The organism is Collinsella sp. HCP28S3_G2 (assembly GCF_052065125.1).
Classification (GTDB): domain Bacteria; phylum Actinomycetota; class Coriobacteriia; order Coriobacteriales; family Coriobacteriaceae; genus Collinsella.
Genome location: NZ_JBQHUO010000002.1, coordinates 64,180 through 80,737, shown reverse-complemented (window position 1 = coordinate 80,737; position 16,558 = coordinate 64,180). Strand labels below are relative to the sequence as shown.

The window sequence follows — 16,558 nt, the reverse complement described above, 5'->3', positions numbered from 1 at the left end:
GATTATCGCCGCACGTGTCGAAGCACCCCAACAGCAGCATTCACCTCGATAACGCGACGCTCGAGGCCGCGGCAAATGGACTCGAGCCGGCCCTCCGCTGTGGCCCATTCGCTCTGCGAAAGAATCTCGATCGCCTCATCAACAAATCCGTTGAGCCGCGATGAATCGAACCAATCGAGTGAGTCCGCAAGCGCCAGCTGGACGGAAGGGTCGGGCCCAAACGGCTTAGCAGAAAACCCAAACTCCCCAGCTGCGAGCACGGCAGTTGGTACGTTGTACCACAGGCAGTTGCCGCTATCGAACAGCGGAGCAGGCCTTATCTCCAGGGTGTCGACATTGCGGATGATGCCGAAGTTTCGCCAATGGCGATCGCTGTTGGCCAAAAGGGCATCGCAGACAATCATCTGAGACATAGACCTTCTCACGGCAGCCTCGCCTGCTCCATGCTTACCAAGGAAGCGGCAGTACCGGTCGTATGTCGAGTTTCCCCGCTGGCTACCAAGTGCGCCCTTAACGTAAACAGCCGGAACGTATTCCTCGCGGCCGTCAAGAAAGTCGTCGCACAGACACACAGGGCCATCGAACATTCGCTCAACCGTATAAGGAACAAACTCGCCCTCCGACAACAAGCGACGATGTAGAGCCGTTGCAACCGCCTCGTTAAAGGGACGCTGATCGTCCATGCCGCACCCCTTGACCAGAACGCGAACAGCGTTGCGAATCATCCACGATTTAGGAAGCTCGCCCTCGGATGTGTTGTCGGGATTTTTAAGACCGATGCCCTCCAGCCAACCCGAACGTCCCTCGGGCGCCGATCGCTCAAAATCATTCTCGAAGTAATTGAGGTTTCGCCATTTGAGCCCGTCGCATTCTGCCGGCAGCAGCCAATAGCAATCCGAAAGCGAGAGGCCCAGGCACTGAACCGGGACCTCGATGCCACTGGCAATTCCCAGTTCACGATAGCGCGAGACGAGTCCGGGGCGAACATCGGGCACCGACCGATGGCTCCACCACACGTTGAGCTCCCGTTTATTCACCGTAGGAGAAGAGCTCGAGCACGTGCCAAACGGCATTCGTTGTGCATCGAGGACCTCCGCGATTTCGAAGGGAAATTCGCGCGACGGATCAAATGAGACATGCGCGACCTCATGGTCGGCCGACATCAGCGTAAACTTGCGCCCCACATCGGCCGCAGGACGGCGTCCACGTTTGCGGACCTTTTGATAAGCGACCGCGGAATTGTACTCGACCATCTTCCGTTCGCCCACAATATCGCACGCGAGCGTTCCCGATGCGGCAAGTTGAGATATGCGGGCTTTCGTAACGCCCAGCAGGCGGGCAGCATCACCCATAGACAAGTACTCAGACGTATCCATACACCGCATCACCTCGTTAAGTAATTTAAACGTTTAGTTAATAGATTATATACATCATAATACTAAACGACCCAAAGCGAAAAAAAGGCCCGAGAAATCGGGCCTTAGCGATTGGTCAGCCGAGTCGCAAGCTGCTCCCCTAGCGCTGAACGTAGGCGCGAACCAGCTCATAGGTATTGCGCACGCCGTCGATGTGGCTGCGCTCGTAGTTGTGGCTCGCGTACACGCCAGGGCCGATCAGGCCGTGACGGATGTCGTAGCCGGCAGAAAGCGTGGCCTCAACGTCCGAGCCGTAATGCGGGTACACGTCGATAGCGTAATCGAGCTCCAGCTCGCGCGCGATATTGGACAGCGTGGTCACCAGATCGTAGTTGTAGGGGCCGCCCGAATCCTTGGCGCAAATCGACACCATGCGCTCGGTGCAGCCCAGATCGTCACCCACGCAACCCATGTCAACGCTGATCATCTCGCGCGTGTCGGCCGGCACGAAAGCGCCACCGTGGCCGACCTCCTCGTACACCGTAAAGAGCAGTGAAACCTTGCGCGAAAGCGTCACCTCGCCAGCGGCGACGGCACGCGCCAAGCCCAGCAAAATGGAGGCCGACAGCTTGTCGTCCAAGAAGCGGCTCTTAATGTAGCCGCTCTCCGTCACCGTGGTGCGCGGATCCATAGCGATGATGTCGCCCGTCTGAATGCCCAGCTCAAGCACGTCATCCTTGCTGTCGACATTCTCATCGAGCAGGATTTCCATGTTCTTCTCGATGGTCTTGACCGGCTCGTCGGCCACGTGCGCCGAAGGCTCGGTATTGAGGACCACACCCGTGTACACATTGCCATCGCGCGTGTAGACGGTGCAGTTCTCGCCATCGGCCGTAGACCACTGATGCCCGCCGAGCGTCGTGGGACGCAGGCGACCATTGTCCTTAATGGAGCGCACCATGGCGCCCAGGGTATCGACATGGCTCGCCAACACAAGCGGCTCGCCCTCGCCGCCAAGCTCAACCAGCACGTTGCCCTTATTGGAACGCTCGGGGCCAAAGCCCATATCGCGCAACGTTTCCATTAGATAATCAGTCGCCGCACGGGTATAGCCCGTAGGCGAAGCAATAGAAGTCAGCGTCTTCAACTGGTCAGTAATATAGGAGAGCGTAGAATCCATCTTGGACACCAAAGTCACCCTTTCATATCGAATTAAACCCACAGCAACGATACCACCGCGAACCATCTTTTTACCTAGCGAGACAACCCATCGGGCTTCTCAGAGCAGCGCCCGCCACGATAACGAGCCGGCGGGCCCCGCCCGTTAGCCCCACAATCTTTCCGCAGGACAGAAGGAGGCCCCGCCGCACGTAGTGTGCAGCGGGGCCTCCGACATGTCCGAGGACGATTGTGGGGCTAACGGGCAGGGGCCCGCCGAACCATGTTAGGCAGCCGGGCAGATCTTCTTGAAGAGCTCGATGACGTCGTCGAGCGTCGCCTCACGCGGGTTGCCCGGGAAGCAGGCATCGGCCATGGCGTCCTTGGCCAGGACCTCGATCTCGTCAGCCTTCATGGCCTCGCAGACGTGCGGGATGTTCACGTCAGCGGAGAGCTGCTTAACGGCGGCGATAGCGGCGTCGGCAGCCTCATCGGTGCTCATGCCCGTGGTGTCAACGCCCATGGCGACGGCGACCTTGGCCAGGCGCTCGGCGCAAACCGGCTTGTTGAACTCCATGGCAATCGGCAGCAGCATGGCGCAAGCGACGCCGTGCGGGGTGTCGTAGTGAGCGGACAGGGTGTGAGCCATGGCGTGATCGATGCCCAGGCCAACGTTAGAGAAGCCCATGCCGGCAACATACTGGCCAAGAGCCATGCCCTCGCGGCCGGAGCCGGGCTGGCCGGACTTGGCCTCGGCAACGGAGTCGCGCAGGTTCTCGCTGATCAGCTTGATGGCCTCAAAGTGGAACATGTCGGAGAGCTCCCAAGCGCCCTTGGTGGTGTAGCCCTCGATGGCGTGGGTCAGAGCGTCCATGCCGGTGGAAGCGGTCAGGCCGGCGGGCATGGAAGCCATCATGTCGGGGTCGACGACGGCGACCTCGGGGGCGTCGTTGGTGTCGACGCACACGAACTTGCGGACCTTCTCGGGGTCGGTGATGACGTAGTTGATGGTCACCTCAGCAGCAGTACCGGCGGTCGTCGGCACGGCGATGGTGAACACGGCGTGGTTCTTAGTGGGAGCAACGCCCTCGAGGCTGCGGACATCGGCGAACTCGGGGTTGTTGATGATGATGCCGATGGCCTTGGCAGTGTCCATAGAGGAGCCGCCACCGACGGTCACGATAGCATCAGCCTCGGCGGCCTTGAAGGCCTCGACGCCGTCCTTGACGTTCTGGATAGTGGGGTTGGGCTTGATCTCGGAGTAGAGGCTCCAAGCGATGCCGGCGGCATCGAGCTCGTCGGTCACCTTAGCGGTAACGCCAAACTTGACCAGATCGGGGTCGGAGCAGACGAAGATCTTCTTGTAGCCGCGACGCTGGAGCTCGCCGGGGATCTCCTTGATGGCGCCGGAACCATGATAAGAAATGGTGTTGAGAACGAAACGATTAGCCATTGATAGCCTCCCATCGTGTGCGGGGCACCCATTACGCCCCACGCTATGGCTCCCATCCTAACGCTTTTGAAGCGAAAAACGCGTGAGAACGTCAGATTATTTAAAGCGTTTCAACAACTGGTATCGTCACCGCCTGACCACTAAACAAAAAAGGGGCGGCCGAGATGACCGTCCCCTCCCCATTATTGATCAGTGTGGCAAGGGGTCAGCCCCTTGCCACATCCTGCCGCTATTTTTGGCAGGCCTCTTTCCAATCTTCGCAGGCGCGCTTCCAGCGAAAACGCAGGTCGCGCTCGCGGTCGATAAACATGATGGCAAACGCCACGAACAGCAGCACGCTCGCCACCGCAATAGCGTGCAGCCCCATGCGCTCAATACACCAGTTTCCCAGCACAGCGCCAAACACAAAGGTAAAGATCACGCCAAAGTACAGCAGGCCGTTTTCCAAAAAGCCGCGCTTGTGGGTGATGATGTAGTCGTCCACGTTTTGCAGCGCATTGCGCAGGTTACCGATGCACATGGTCGTGGCAATACCGTGACCGTGGATCTTGCGAAAGCTCTCGACCTGCATACCGCAGGCAAACGAGATGAGGCAGTTGGCGAGCAAGTTGTAGCCGCCACCGGGGATAAAGCTCACGCCCAGCAAGATGACGGCTTCAAAGAACACCGTCACCTGGCGCCAGTGAATCACGCTGCCAAACCGTTCGTGTACCAGGTCGGCAAGCATAATGCCCACAGCAAACGACACCACAGGGAAGAAATAGCGCCCCGCGAGCGCCCAATTGCCCTCCGAGATGCTCACGCCCACCAGCAAGATGTTGCCCGTCTGCGCGTTGGCGAAAACATGGTCGCGTCCAATGTACGAATAAACGTCCATAAAGCCACCGGCGAGCGCCAAGATGATGCCCAGCTCAATAGACTCCGATATCTGTTTGGCACGCTGCATCGTCGTGCGCCCTCCTTGTTGACGACCCTCTCGTGCGTTGGCGGAAACATAGCCGCCGTTCATACTGTAACCCATTGACAACATGGCGCGCCCGCGAGACGGCTTCCCCAACGCGCAGATACACCGTCTGGAAACAAACGGCGGGCGCGGCATCGACACACGACACCTCGTGTACTCCACCAGTCTTTTTAGCCCCGTCCCAAAAAGACTGGTTACAATTACGTGCAGCATACAAACACCGGGAGGAATCGTGGCAAAAAAGCCCCAGGACGCTCAGCACAACCAGCACGGCAAGCATGCCCAACGCGGCCAGCAGCAAAAGCGTGGAAGCAAAGCCCAGGGCTCGCGCCCCGCGCATGTCCCGGCAGCGCCTGTCCGCCCCTGGCGCCCGGGCCGCGATAAGTTCCTCCCCGTCAGCCGCGCCGACATGGATGCGCGCGGCTGGGACCAGTGCGACTTTGTCTACATCTGCGGCGACGCCTACGTGGACCATCCCAGCTTTGGCATGGCCATCATCAGCCGCGTCCTCGACGCGCACGGCTACAAGGTGGGCATCATCTGCCAACCCGACTGGACCGACCCCGCCAGCATCACCGTGCTCGGCGAGCCGCGCCTGGGCTTTCTCGTCAGCGCCGGCAACATGGACTCCATGGTCAACCACTATTCGGTGACCAAGCACCGCCGCCACACCGACGCCTATACCCCCGGTGGCGAGGAGGGGCACCGCCCCAACCGTGCCGTCACGGTCTACGGCAACCTCATCCGCCAGACATTCAAGGACGCCCCCATCATCATCGGCGGCATCGAGGCAAGCCTGCGTCGCTTGGCCCACTACGACTACTGGCAGGACAAGCTCAAGCGCTCGGTACTGCTCGACTCGGGCGCCGACATCCTCATCTACGGCATGGGCGAGCACGCGATTGTCGAGATCGCCGACGCGCTCGACGCGGGACTGCCCGTCGATCAGATTACCTATATCAACGGCACCGTCTACCGCACGGGTTCGCTCGACGAGGTCTACGACTACGACCTGCTGCCCAGTTGGGACGACCTTACCGCCGACAAGCTCAACTACGCGCGCAGCTTTAACGTGCAGCAGCAGAATATGGACCCCATCACCGGACATCGCCTGGTAGAGCCCTACCCCAACAGCGTCTATGTGGTGCAGAACCCGCCGTCGGCGACGCTCACCACCGACGAGATGGACGAGGTGGCCGAACTCCCCTACGCACGCGATTGGCATCCCGATTACGACGCGGCGGGCGGCGTGCCGGCCTTTGCCGAGATCAAGTTTTCCATTAGCTCCAACCGCGGCTGTTTTGGCGAGTGCTCGTTTTGCGCGCTCACCTTCCACCAGGGTCGCGTGCTGCAGATGCGCAGCCACGACTCGATCATGCGCGAGGCCGAGCTGCTCACGCGCGATCCCGAGTTTAAGGGCTATATCAACGACGTGGGAGGGCCGACGGCCAACTTTAGCCGTCCCGCCTGCGACAAGCAGCTCAAGCACGGCGTATGCAAGAACAAGCGATGCCTGTGGCCGAGCGTGTGCAAGAACATGGTGGTCGACGAGAGCGGCTACACCCAGCTGCTGCGCGACCTGCGCCAACTACCGGGCGTCAAGAAGGTCTTTGTCCGCAGCGGCATCCGCTTCGACTACACCATGGCCGATGCCTCGGACGAGTTTTTGCGCGAGCTGCTGGAGCACCACGTCTCGGGCCAGCTGCGCGTAGCACCCGAGCACGTGAGCGACGCGGTGCTCTCCGTGATGGGCAAACCGAGCCGAGCCGTCTACGACGCATTCTGCCGTAAATTTGAACGCTTGAACCGCGAGTACGGACTCAAGCAGTACGTGGTGCCGTATCTGATCTCGAGCCACCCCGGATCGACGATGAAGGAAGCCGTGGACCTTGCCGAGGCCGTGCGAGACATGGGCTACATGCCCGAGCAGGTGCAGGACTTCTACCCCACGCCGTCCACCATGTCGACGTGCATGTACTACACCGGCGTGGACCCGCGCACCATGGAGCCGATCTATGTGGCGCGCGACCCGCACGAGAAGGCCATGCAGCGCGCGCTCATCCAGTATCGCAAGCCCGAGAACTACAAGCTCGTGCGCGAGGCGCTAGAGAAAGCCGGGCGTCGCGATTTGATCGGCTACACCAAGCATTGCCTGATCCGCCCCGTGCCGCCACGCCCGGGCGAGACATCTGCCGGCGGCGGACATGGCACCGGCAAGAAGGGCGGCAAGGGCCACGGTGGCGCTGGCGGCGCTGGAGCCAAGGGGCCCAAGGGCGGCAAGGGCCACGGCGGCATGTCGCGCGCGCAGAACACCGCCGGGCGCAACCGTGCGGCTCAGGGGCGTCAGGGTGCCAACGGAGGCGGTCGCCGCAACTAAGGCAGCAATGCGCTCGCTGCGTCCATCCCACACGCGTGGCGCAACGAGCGCATTGCCTCAACGAGGATGACGCCGGCGATAGCGACCGTAATTGCCACGTCGACCGGCGTGTTCACAAACCACAGCAGGCCCATGAGATACGACCCGGCATTAAAAGCAAAGTGCAGCAGGATCGTGTAGCGGAGCTTTCCGGTCGTCACGAGCACCCAACCAAAGATGAGGGCGGCGGCACCCGCGTAGCAACCCTGCACCCAATTCATGTGCATAAAACCGAAGATTGCCGCCTGCAGCATAATCGCCGCGGCGACACCCCACGTGCTTGGGGCCGCCCAGGACACTATGGCGCCGTCTTGCGCACTCGCACGACGCCGGCGCTTCCAGAGCGGACGGCACTGGGGATTAAACGCACGCAGCGAAAACTCAAAGATAACACCGCGCACCAGGAGCTCTTCGCAAAACGGCGCGCCGAGCACCGTGGTCAGGACGGCAAGAGGACTGGTATCGCCCATGCCCGTTTCCTCGACAAGCTCGCTGTAGTCGGCCGCGGCATCGGGCAACAGCGACAGCACGGCGTCGGTCACGTAGCTAACGACCACCTGCAGGGCAAGACCGATCACGATAACGCAGGCGATGCGTTTCCACGCCCCACGCGCTCCCCCGCCGAGCGGATGCTCGCTTTGCGAACGCGCCATAAACGAGCGCGGCCACAGATAACGCCACCACAGCAGCGCCATCAAAAACGACGCCGTCTGAGCGGCGGCCTGAAGCAATTGAATGTCGAGGTCATCGATCGAAAAACCCATGAACACCGATGCGACGCCAAGGGCGGAGAACAAAACGACGCTCAGGGCAATATCGGCAGCGACAACGCCAAAACAGGCAAGCGCCCACGCTATCGCATTGAGCATGCCAGCCTCCTCAAAACCCGGTACTTGGGAACGTTCCTTAACTGCCGGCAGAAAATGAACGTCCCCAAGTACCGGCAGTTTGGGACAGTCATTGTTGATGAGAATCGGGTGCAGTGCCAAAGGCCCCGCTGGGCGAAATGTCGAACGGGAAGGTGCCGCAGCGATTGAACGCGGCGATAAACATGCGGATGGCATTGGACGGCGTGGTGCCCACGAGCTGGGTTGCCGCCGCGAAGGCCGCCTTTTCCTCGGGCAAGACCTTCGCGACAACCGGGGTCATGTGTTCTGCCATGGCGCTTCCTTTTTGAAACAACGGTAGTGCGGATAGATGCGGGCCACGCGGCTGGGCGACGGGCTGTGAAGGCAACCCGATTGGCCCGCATCTGGAGTTTGTTTCTGCGGCGTTGGTATTACTTGGTATTCCTAAGTTATACCCGGCAGATAGAATACCACACCCGGTCCCATGGGGACGGAGAAAAGACGGATTATTTTGTTGCTGGGTTAGTATTTAGAGCGTGATGATGTCCGAGATATCGAGGGCCTAAGCGTCGGCGTATGGCGCGCCCAGGCTGGGTATCCGGCGCATGGCGCCCTATTGTCTTGCATAATTTCGCTTATGCCATGCATAAAAAGACGGGGGCACTCCTTCTCGTCCCAACGTACCCCCGCTTGTACCGTGCAAAAACCGGAGTTTTCAGCATCGCGGCCCCCGCAGGCGGTGCCGCAAATCGTGGACGCCGCGCGATTGGCGTCGTTTTGGGGCACGGCGCGACGCGAAACGCGCGTTATCGCCGCGCCGGACGCCGTCAGCCAACCCAAATCGCCTGCCGAAGGATCCCGCTGGCTCAAAAAGACGATTCCGGCGCGTATGCAGTCACCCCGGCTTGCTGAAAACTCCCGAAAATGCACGGCGCGCCCCGGGGGACCCGTGCGCGCCACGAAAAACACGCCCGCATCCAAAAGAATGCGAGCGCGAAAGCCGGATGGCGGCAAGGGCGCCAGGCAGCGGGCGAAATCCCCGGCGTGTCCGCCCGGGCACCGCGGCCGCCGCGCGTCAGCAGAAAACCTCATGCCCTGCGTTGATGTCAGAGAGCCCATCCCCCGTATCAATCCTTTGCGCAAAACGGAAATGCCCCGTCCGCGCAAGCACGCGAACGAGGCATTAATCAAGTTTTGCGGTCAGCGACTCTTTTGCGCCAGCGTCTTCTGCCTTTAGCTAAGCTCGGGCCAGTAACCCTTGTTGGCCTCGATCATGTCGTCGAGAACCTCCTTGGCGACCTTCATCGACGGCACGGTCTTGTTCAGCGTAAAGGCCTTGAGCGCCTTCTCGTACGAACCCTCGATCGTAGCCTCGACCAGGAGCTTCTCGGAGTTCAGCTGCTGCATCATGAGGCCCTGCTGGAACAGCGGAATGTTGTCGCGGCTGATGACTTCGGGGCCGTTCTTGCCAATGTAGGCAGGCAGCTCGACCATGGCGTCGTAGGGCATGTTGGGGATAGCGCCCTTGTTCTCGCAAATGACCAGGAAGCGCTGCTTGGTGTCGTTCTTCAGAGCGATAGCCAGGTCGGCAATCCAGTCGCCGTGGCTGCCCGCATAGAACGTGCTCTCGTCGATCTCGCCCGTCTTCTCGTAGTGATCGATACCATCAAAAAGGTTCTTCTCGCGCGTCTCCTCGACCTCATTCGCACGGGTGCGCTCGGGGTTGGAGTGCTCGACGAACTCCTTCTGCTGCAGGTAGTAGTTCAGATACGTGTTGGGCAGATACTCCGGGAAGCACTCCATGATCTCGTACACGCCCTTCCAGACGTAGTACCAGCTGCCCTTGGTGTGACGGTTCTGCTCGGGATGCTCGTCGGTGGCCTCCTCGGGCTTCTTGGACATCAGCGAGCTCATGCCCTTGAGATACGAATCGGCCAGCAGAATCTCATGCTCCTTGATGTACTCGCGCAGCTGCGGGAGCACCTCCTCGCCCTTGTGGCGGATCGAGGTGAACCAACCAAAGTGGTTGAGGCCAAAGTAATCGTACTCGACATCCTTCTTGTCGATATCGAGCGCGGCGCAAACCACGTCGATAATCGCGATCGGCATGTCGCAGATGTTGATGATGCGAGCATTGGGACGCAGAACGCGGCAGGCCTCGGAGACGATGGCGGCAGGGTTGGAGTAGTTGAGAATCCAGTAGTCCTTCTTGGCGTACTTCTCAACGTCATCGATCAGCTCGACCATGGGGAAGATGGTACGCATGCCATAGGCAAGGCCGCCGCAACCGCAAGTCTCCTGACCCACGCAGCCGTGACGCAGCGGAATCTTCTCGTCCTGCTCGCGCATGGCATAGCCGCCCACGCGCATCTGGGCAAACACGAAGCTCGCGTCGGTAAAAGCCGTCTTTTTGTCGGTGGTCACCGTAAGCTTGATGTCCAGGCCAAGGTCCTCGTGCAAAATCCAGTCCACGAGAACGCCGATCTTGCGCTGACGCTCCTCGTTGATGTCGTACAGACGAATCTCGTCAACGTCGAGCTCGTCCTTGCGCAGGGCGATGGACTTTACGATGCCCGGGGTAAAGGTGGATCCGCCACCACACAGAGTAATGATCATTGTTTACTGCTCCTTCTCAATTGCGTTCTCGACTTTGTCGCGCATCTCGGCGACCTTCATGCCGAAGATGATCTGGATATTATTGCCATTGCGGTTGATGCCGCTGTTGGGCACGTGGTTGATGAGGTTCTCATCGATGAGGTCCGGGTTCTTAACGTTCACGCGGAGACGCGTAAAGCAGTTCTCGAGCTCCTCGATGTTGTCCTTGCCGCCAAGACCTGCGACCAGGTCGGCAATGCCTGCATCGACGCCCTCTGCGGGAGCCGCGGCAACAGCATCCTGCTTCACCGCGACAGATGCAGCGGCCTCGCCCTCGGCAACGGGCTCGGCGAGCTCGGACTCCTCCTCGCGACCAGGCGTGTGGAGGTTGAGCTTCTTGATAAGGAAGGTGAAGAGGAAGAAGTACAGAGCGGCGTTGACGACTCCGAGCACCAGCATAACCGGCCAGTTGGTCTTGTCGACACCCAGGACCAGGTTGGAAACCACGACGTTGATGATGCCGCCTGCAGTCGAGGCGGGCACGGAGAGGACCTTGAGCAGGACCAGGAAGATGCCGGAAAGAACCGAGTGAACGACAAAGAGCACGGGAGCGGCAAAGACAAAGAGGAAGTCCATGGGCTCGGTCACGCAGGAGAGCACGACGGTGATGATCAGCGGGATGATAACAGCCTTGGTCTTGTCCTTGTTCCCCTTGTAAGCAGTGAAGATAAAGGCGAGACCGATACCGATGTAGGGCCACAGGTTGTTGAAGGCATAGCTGTTGAAGTAGGTGCTATCGGAGAAGGGCTGGCCCGTCATTGCCATCTCGGCGACACGGATGGGATAGGCGCCGGCGATAACCTGATCGCCCAGCGTCAGGGTGCCACCCACATCGGAGAACTGGAACGGGATGGAGATGAGGTGGTGCAGACCGGTGGGAACGAGCAGCTTGTTGAGCATGCCGTAGATAAACAGACCGATGTTGCCCGACTCCTTAATGATGCCGGCAACGGAGGAGATAGCACCCTGAACCGGAGGCCAAACGATGCAAAAGCCAGCGCCCATAATCCAGGAGATGATGATCATGATCAGGAACGGAAAGCGAACGCCCGAGAACATCGACAGGGCAATGGGGAACTGCTTGTTCGAGTACTTGTTGAATACGGCACCGGTGATGCAACCAAGAATGATGCCGCCAAACACGCCGGTATCGAGCACTTGGATGCCCATAACGGTGCTCTGGCCAGTTCCGGTAAGGCCGAGCATGCCGCTCGCCTCGGCAAGAGAGCCGGTGGCGTTGAGCACGATGTTGTTAGCCTGCAGGAACAGGAAGAACGACATCAGGGCGATCAGCGAAGCATGGCCCTTGTTCTTCTTTGCCATGGCGCCGGCGATGCCCACGCAGAACAGAATCGAGAGGTTGTTGATGATAAACATCAGCGACTGATAGACAACGGCGCCCACGAGCTGGAACAGACCGAAGCCCAGCACAGGGACCATGGCGCAGATGGTCTTGTTGGTCAGAATAATGCCCACGATGAGCAGGATGCCGGCAACCGAGAGATACATCATCGGCTGGACGATCGATTTCGCGAACACCTCCAACGACGCTTTGAAATTGAACTTCTTTTTTGCGGTCATAGCGGTACTCCCCTTCCTTTTCCGCAAATTAAGACAGATGTGCCCTAGACAAGACCGTGAGCCTTGCCTTATATCAATCGATGTGTGGGCACGTTATGCCTAGAGACCAGGTTCTCCAAGCAGGTTAACAATGTGATATGCGAGATAACTCTTCTCGGCATCGGTAACGACAACGTTATAGGTAGACGACAAGTGGGCGGCTATGGCGTCCGCGCACGAGAATGCACACGGATACGCCGTTTCATCGATTCGGAACAGCGCGTCTCCGTTGATTTGCCCGGCCGTAGGATCGAGCGCTCGCTGTGCGAAAAACTGAAGGTGACGAACGAAACGTTCGTAAGGCAACGAGGTGTCATCGAGGGTCGTAGCATAGCGCTTGGAAACAATCGCGAGCACGTCACGAACAAGCTGGACCGAAACAATCAAACGATCGGAGCGTTGCGGCATGGTGGCGTTGACGATGTGCAGCGTAATGAAACCCTGCTCTTCTTCGCTCATCTGGATGCCCATATACTCCTTGACAATCTGCAACGCACGGCCCGCAAGCGCATACTCCTTGCGATAGAACTGCTGGATCTCGAGCAGCAACGGATTCTCACAGGAGACGCCCTTGCGCTCGCGCTCCAAAGCAAGGCTGATATGGTCTGCGAGAGCAATGAGAATCTTGTCGTTGATATCAACATTGAGCTCTCGACGGAGCATCTGAACAATGTCCTCGGCAATCACGAGGTTGACGGTGGGGATGGACTCCAAAAGATGCGCCAAGCGGTCAATCGTACGCAAATCCTGAGAAGTTCCCTCCTGCAACGCGTAGGTCTTTTCGATCGACGCCTCATCGATGGCATCGCCGGCATGACGGCCAAAGCAGAGGCCTCGACCGATGACGATGAGCTCGGAGCCATCGTCCGAAGTGACCATTGCGACGTTGTTGTTAAAAACTCGCTTGATAACCACGGTACCCACCACAAGAACTTACTCAGAAAGCCAGACGACAGACTCTTTAACAACAACAGGGCCGGAAGCATGCTCACGAAGAGTCGAGTTCTCTGAGCGCTCGCACACGATAACGAAGACTGTGGGATCGAAGCCGGCGGCGCGGACCGCGTCGAAATCGACCTCGACGAGGGGCTGGCCCGCGTCGACATGGTCACCCTGGGCAACAAGCGCATGGAAACCCTTGCCTTCAAGCTTAACAGTATCGATTCCGATATGCAGCATCACCTGAGCAGAGCTGTCGTCGGACATGATGCCCAGCGCGTGCTCAGTCGGAAACAGCGCCGCGACGGTGCCTGAAACAGGAGCGCACACCGTTCCCTCTTGGGGAACCACGGCAACGCCATCGCCCACCGCACGGCTGCTAAAAGCAGGGTCATTGGTATTTTCTAGATGAACAAGCTCGCCGGAAACGGGAGCGAGGATTTCGAACTCGGAAGCTGCAGTCTTCTGCTCATCCGAACCGCCCATCAGGCGAGAAAAGAAACCCACGGTGGCATGTCCCTTCATAAATATAGCCCAACCAAAATCAAGCGAATGCATCCATAGAGACACACCCGTTCAAAGACTTTGGTTAGGCCCACGTCCGAGGGACTCGGTAACCTTCCGCATTTCTTTTACGGGAGCTATTGTAGACAAGCCCAAAGCCGGAACAACCATTATGACCGATGAACGGTATTTTTTCTTCGATAAACGGTATTTAGGCGACACTTGGGGACACTCCTTGTTTGGTGCATTGGGGACAGGTTACTTTGCACCAATCATGAGTTGCGGTGAAATAGGGACTGAAAAGCCGCTCAAAAGGCCAAAACAGTCCGTACTCCACCGCAACTTCAAGACGTTGGTGCATATGAACCCGTCCCCCTTGCACTAAAAAGGGCCCCGAGCATAGTCTGCTCGAGGCCCAAACTCGTGTCGCCTTACCGCGCGACGCGTATGTTACTTGCGCTTGCCGCCGCCGTCACCGGGGCGACGGGAGCTGCCGCCGCGCTTGCCGCCACGGCTGTTGCCATAGCTGCCACGGTTATCGCGACCGCCGGCACGGCCACCACGGGAGCCGGCCTGGTTGCTGCCACGTCCGCCACGGTGGCCGCCGCGGCGCTCTTCGCGGGTATCGTCGTAGTTGCGCCAGTCATCGCGACGATCTCGACTGGCACGCGGATCGCGACGATCGCGCGACTCGCCAGAACGGCCGGCGCCACTGCGGCCGCCATTGCCGCGAGCATCCTCGCGACGCTCACCGCCGCGGCCGCCGCGCTCTTCAAAGCGCTTGCTGCCACGGGACTCGCCGCCGCGCGAGCCACGGCCCTCGTCCTCGCGCTCAACACGGCGACGACCGCCGCGGTCCTCGTCCTCGCGGCGACGGCGATGTGCCTCGCCCTGGAACTGCTTGGCACGGCGCTCGGCACGGTTGCCGCGCGGGGCCGGCTCGACGGCACCAGCACCGGCACGCTCCTCGGCAGCCACCTCGCGGGCCACGCTCTCCACGGCCTCGTCCACGCGAGCCTGAACGCCCTCGCGCACGCGGGTCTTGCCGCCGCGCTTGGGACGGCTCGGGCGCTCGCTGTCGCCGCGACGCTCATCGCGACCACGGTTGGAACGACCGGCCACATCGCCGTAATCGTCGCCGTTGCGCTTGCCGTCGCGACGCGCCTGCTCAAGCTTCTTCTTGCTCTTGGACTTACCGCGCTTGGTCTTCTTCTTCACCTTAAAGGCCGCAGGGTCGCGCTCGGGATCAACCGCGGGCGGATTGGGGCCCACGTGCAAGTCGCCGGCCTCGTAGATGTCGGCAGTCTTGTCCATGAGCTTCTCGATCTCGTAGAACTCATCCACGTCCTGCTCGGTCACAAACGTGATGGCCCAGCCCAGCTCGCCGGCGCGGCCCGTACGGCCAATACGGTGGATGTAGTCGGTCGGCTCGGCCGGCACGTCAAAGTTCACGACGTAGCGCACGTCGCTGATGTCGATGCCGCGGGCGAGCACGTCGGTTGCCACCAGCACGTCGACGGTACCGTCGCGGAAGGCCGAAAGTGCGCGCTCGCGCTGGGCCTGGCTGCGGTTGCCATGAATCGCGGCAGCCTTGATGCCCTTGCGCTCCAGACGACGGCAGCAGCTGTCGGCACGGTGCTTGGTGCGCATAAAGACGATGGTGCGCTCCGGGCCTTCCTTCTTGAGGAACTCGGGCAGCAGGTTGTTCTTGGCCTCGATGGACACCGGGAACACAAACTGGTCGACGGTGTCGGCGGTCGATGTGGCGGGCGCGATCTCCACGCGGGCCGGGTCGCTCACTAGGTCGGTGATCTCGCCCACGGCCTCCTCGTCGAGGGTCGCCGAGAACAGCAGCGTCTGGCGCTCGGCCGGCGTCTCGCGCACAATACGGCGAACGGCGGGCAAAAAGCCCATGTCGAGCATGCGGTCGGCTTCGTCGAGCACCAGCACCTTGACCTCGTCCAGGTGGCAAGCGCCCTGCTCGATCAGATCGACCAGACGGCCCGGCGTTGCGACCAGGATGTCGCAGCCGTACTTGAGGGCAGCGGTCTGCGGCTTGTAGCTCACGCCGCCCACAACGGTCACGGCAACATGGCCGGTGACGTCGGCGATCTTGCTCGCGACCTCGTCGATTTGCTGGGCGAGCTCGCGCGTAGGGGTGATGACGAGCATCACGGGGCCGCGGCCGTTGCCCTCGGGCTTTTTAGCACCGCGACGACGGTTACGGCCGCCGCGCTCGCGCACAGGTTTGGGAGGAGCGATGTGCTCCAGATTGTTCATGGTCGGCAACAAAAAGGCGGCCGTCTTGCCGGTGCCGGTCTGAGCGGCGGCAAGCAGGTCGCGGCCCTCGAGCACCACGGGGATCGAGCCGGCTTGCACGGGCGTCGGCGCCGTGTAACCCAGGTTCTCGATGGCACGAAGTATCTCGTCCGAAAGACCCAGCTCGTCAAAGGCGGGCAGGTTCTCGGTAGCGGACTCGACGGTCTCGGCGGCGCTGGCCTCGTCGGCCGCATCGAAGGCAGCCTGGGCCATGGCCTCGCGGGTCTCGTCCAGGATCTCGGCGTCAGTGACGTCGGATACAGAATTACGCATATGTTGTTGTTCCTTATCTGCACGCGCAAGGGGCACGGCATGCGGCCGCGCGGG

12 protein-coding genes are annotated in these 16,558 nt (G+C 60.3%); 1 reads left to right on the top strand and 11 read right to left on the bottom strand.

Annotated elements, in window-relative coordinates; genetic code table 11:
- Positions 1 to 2: 2 nt before the first annotated feature.
- The 4 genes from ACTNB2_RS02130 to ACTNB2_RS02115 all read right to left on the bottom strand — a co-directional run bounded on the left by ACTNB2_RS02130 (position 3) and on the right by ACTNB2_RS02115 (position 4,912).
- Positions 3 to 1,376, bottom strand: coding sequence for a hypothetical protein (locus ACTNB2_RS02130; protein WP_441044652.1), 1,374 nt, complete (start codon positions 1,374 to 1,376; stop codon positions 3 to 5).
- Positions 1,377 to 1,515: 139 nt separating this feature from the next.
- Positions 1,516 to 2,535, bottom strand: coding sequence for a M42 family metallopeptidase (locus ACTNB2_RS02125; RefSeq protein WP_441044734.1), 1,020 nt, complete (start codon positions 2,533 to 2,535; stop codon positions 1,516 to 1,518).
- A gap of 264 nt (positions 2,536 to 2,799) precedes the next feature.
- A complete protein-coding gene (gene fucO, locus ACTNB2_RS02120) occupies positions 2,800 to 3,966 on the bottom strand; it encodes a lactaldehyde reductase (protein WP_154515935.1) in 1,167 nt (388 codons plus the stop codon).
- Positions 3,967 to 4,195: 229 nt separating this feature from the next.
- Positions 4,196 to 4,912, bottom strand: coding sequence for a YoaK family protein (locus ACTNB2_RS02115; protein ID WP_154515938.1), 717 nt, complete (start codon positions 4,910 to 4,912; stop codon positions 4,196 to 4,198).
- A gap of 250 nt (positions 4,913 to 5,162) precedes the next feature.
- On the opposite strand from ACTNB2_RS02115, the gene ACTNB2_RS02110 reads away from it, so the two are divergent.
- A complete protein-coding gene (locus ACTNB2_RS02110; protein WP_441032249.1) occupies positions 5,163 to 7,307 on the top strand; it encodes a YgiQ family radical SAM protein in 2,145 nt (714 codons plus the stop codon).
- On the opposite strand, the gene ACTNB2_RS02105 is transcribed toward ACTNB2_RS02110, so the two are convergent.
- The 7 genes from ACTNB2_RS02105 to ACTNB2_RS02075 form a co-directional block, all read right to left on the bottom strand.
- Positions 7,304 to 8,215: a CPBP family glutamic-type intramembrane protease gene (locus ACTNB2_RS02105; RefSeq protein ID WP_441044650.1), complete on the bottom strand. Its 912-nt coding sequence runs from the start codon at positions 8,213 to 8,215 to the stop codon at positions 7,304 to 7,306. The two genes, ACTNB2_RS02110 and ACTNB2_RS02105, sit on opposite strands and share 4 nt — an antisense overlap.
- Before the next feature lie 88 nt (positions 8,216 to 8,303).
- Positions 8,304 to 8,507, bottom strand: coding sequence for a type II toxin-antitoxin system RelB/DinJ family antitoxin (locus tag ACTNB2_RS02100; protein ID WP_117647680.1), 204 nt, complete (start codon positions 8,505 to 8,507; stop codon positions 8,304 to 8,306).
- 920 nt (positions 8,508 to 9,427) lie between these two features.
- Positions 9,428 to 10,810, bottom strand: a complete 1,383-nt coding sequence (locus tag ACTNB2_RS02095) for a 6-phospho-alpha-glucosidase (RefSeq protein WP_427795718.1) — start codon at positions 10,808 to 10,810, stop codon at positions 9,428 to 9,430.
- A 3-nt stretch (positions 10,811 to 10,813) separates the two neighbouring features.
- A complete protein-coding gene (locus tag ACTNB2_RS02090) occupies positions 10,814 to 12,430 on the bottom strand; it encodes a PTS transporter subunit EIIC (RefSeq protein ID WP_441042084.1) in 1,617 nt (538 codons plus the stop codon).
- A 99-nt stretch (positions 12,431 to 12,529) separates the two neighbouring features.
- Positions 12,530 to 13,384, bottom strand: coding sequence for a PRD domain-containing protein (locus ACTNB2_RS02085; RefSeq protein ID WP_441042086.1), 855 nt, complete (start codon positions 13,382 to 13,384; stop codon positions 12,530 to 12,532).
- Positions 13,385 to 13,402: 18 nt separating this feature from the next.
- Positions 13,403 to 13,915, bottom strand: a complete 513-nt coding sequence (locus ACTNB2_RS02080; RefSeq protein ID WP_427795715.1) for a PTS sugar transporter subunit IIA — start codon at positions 13,913 to 13,915, stop codon at positions 13,403 to 13,405.
- Positions 13,916 to 14,362: 447 nt separating this feature from the next.
- Positions 14,363 to 16,504, bottom strand: a complete 2,142-nt coding sequence (locus ACTNB2_RS02075; protein WP_441042088.1) for a DEAD/DEAH box helicase — start codon at positions 16,502 to 16,504, stop codon at positions 14,363 to 14,365.
- Positions 16,505 to 16,558: the final 54 nt, after the last annotated feature.

What these genes read in the sequence shown, in the direction of transcription:
- ACTNB2_RS02075 (WP_441042088.1), bottom strand. Translation starts at nt 16,504, where the DNA reads ATGCGTAATTCTGTATCCGACGTCACTGACGCCGAGATCCTGGACGAG.
- ACTNB2_RS02130 (WP_441044652.1), bottom strand. Translation starts at nt 1,376, where the DNA reads ATGGATACGTCTGAGTACTTGTCTATGGGTGATGCTGCCCGCCTGCTG.
- ACTNB2_RS02125 (WP_441044734.1), bottom strand. Translation starts at nt 2,535, where the DNA reads ATGGATTCTACGCTCTCCTATATTACTGACCAGTTGAAGACGCTGACT.
- ACTNB2_RS02115 (WP_154515938.1), bottom strand. Translation starts at nt 4,912, where the DNA reads ATGCAGCGTGCCAAACAGATATCGGAGTCTATTGAGCTGGGCATCATC.
- ACTNB2_RS02095 (WP_427795718.1), bottom strand. Translation starts at nt 10,810, where the DNA reads ATGATCATTACTCTGTGTGGTGGCGGATCCACCTTTACCCCGGGCATC.
- ACTNB2_RS02105 (WP_441044650.1), bottom strand. Translation starts at nt 8,215, where the DNA reads ATGCTCAATGCGATAGCGTGGGCGCTTGCCTGTTTTGGCGTTGTCGCT.
- ACTNB2_RS02100 (WP_117647680.1), bottom strand. Translation starts at nt 8,507, where the DNA reads ATGGCAGAACACATGACCCCGGTTGTCGCGAAGGTCTTGCCCGAGGAA.
- fucO (WP_154515935.1), bottom strand. Translation starts at nt 3,966, where the DNA reads ATGGCTAATCGTTTCGTTCTCAACACCATTTCTTATCATGGTTCCGGC.
- ACTNB2_RS02090 (WP_441042084.1), bottom strand. Translation starts at nt 12,430, where the DNA reads ATGACCGCAAAAAAGAAGTTCAATTTCAAAGCGTCGTTGGAGGTGTTC.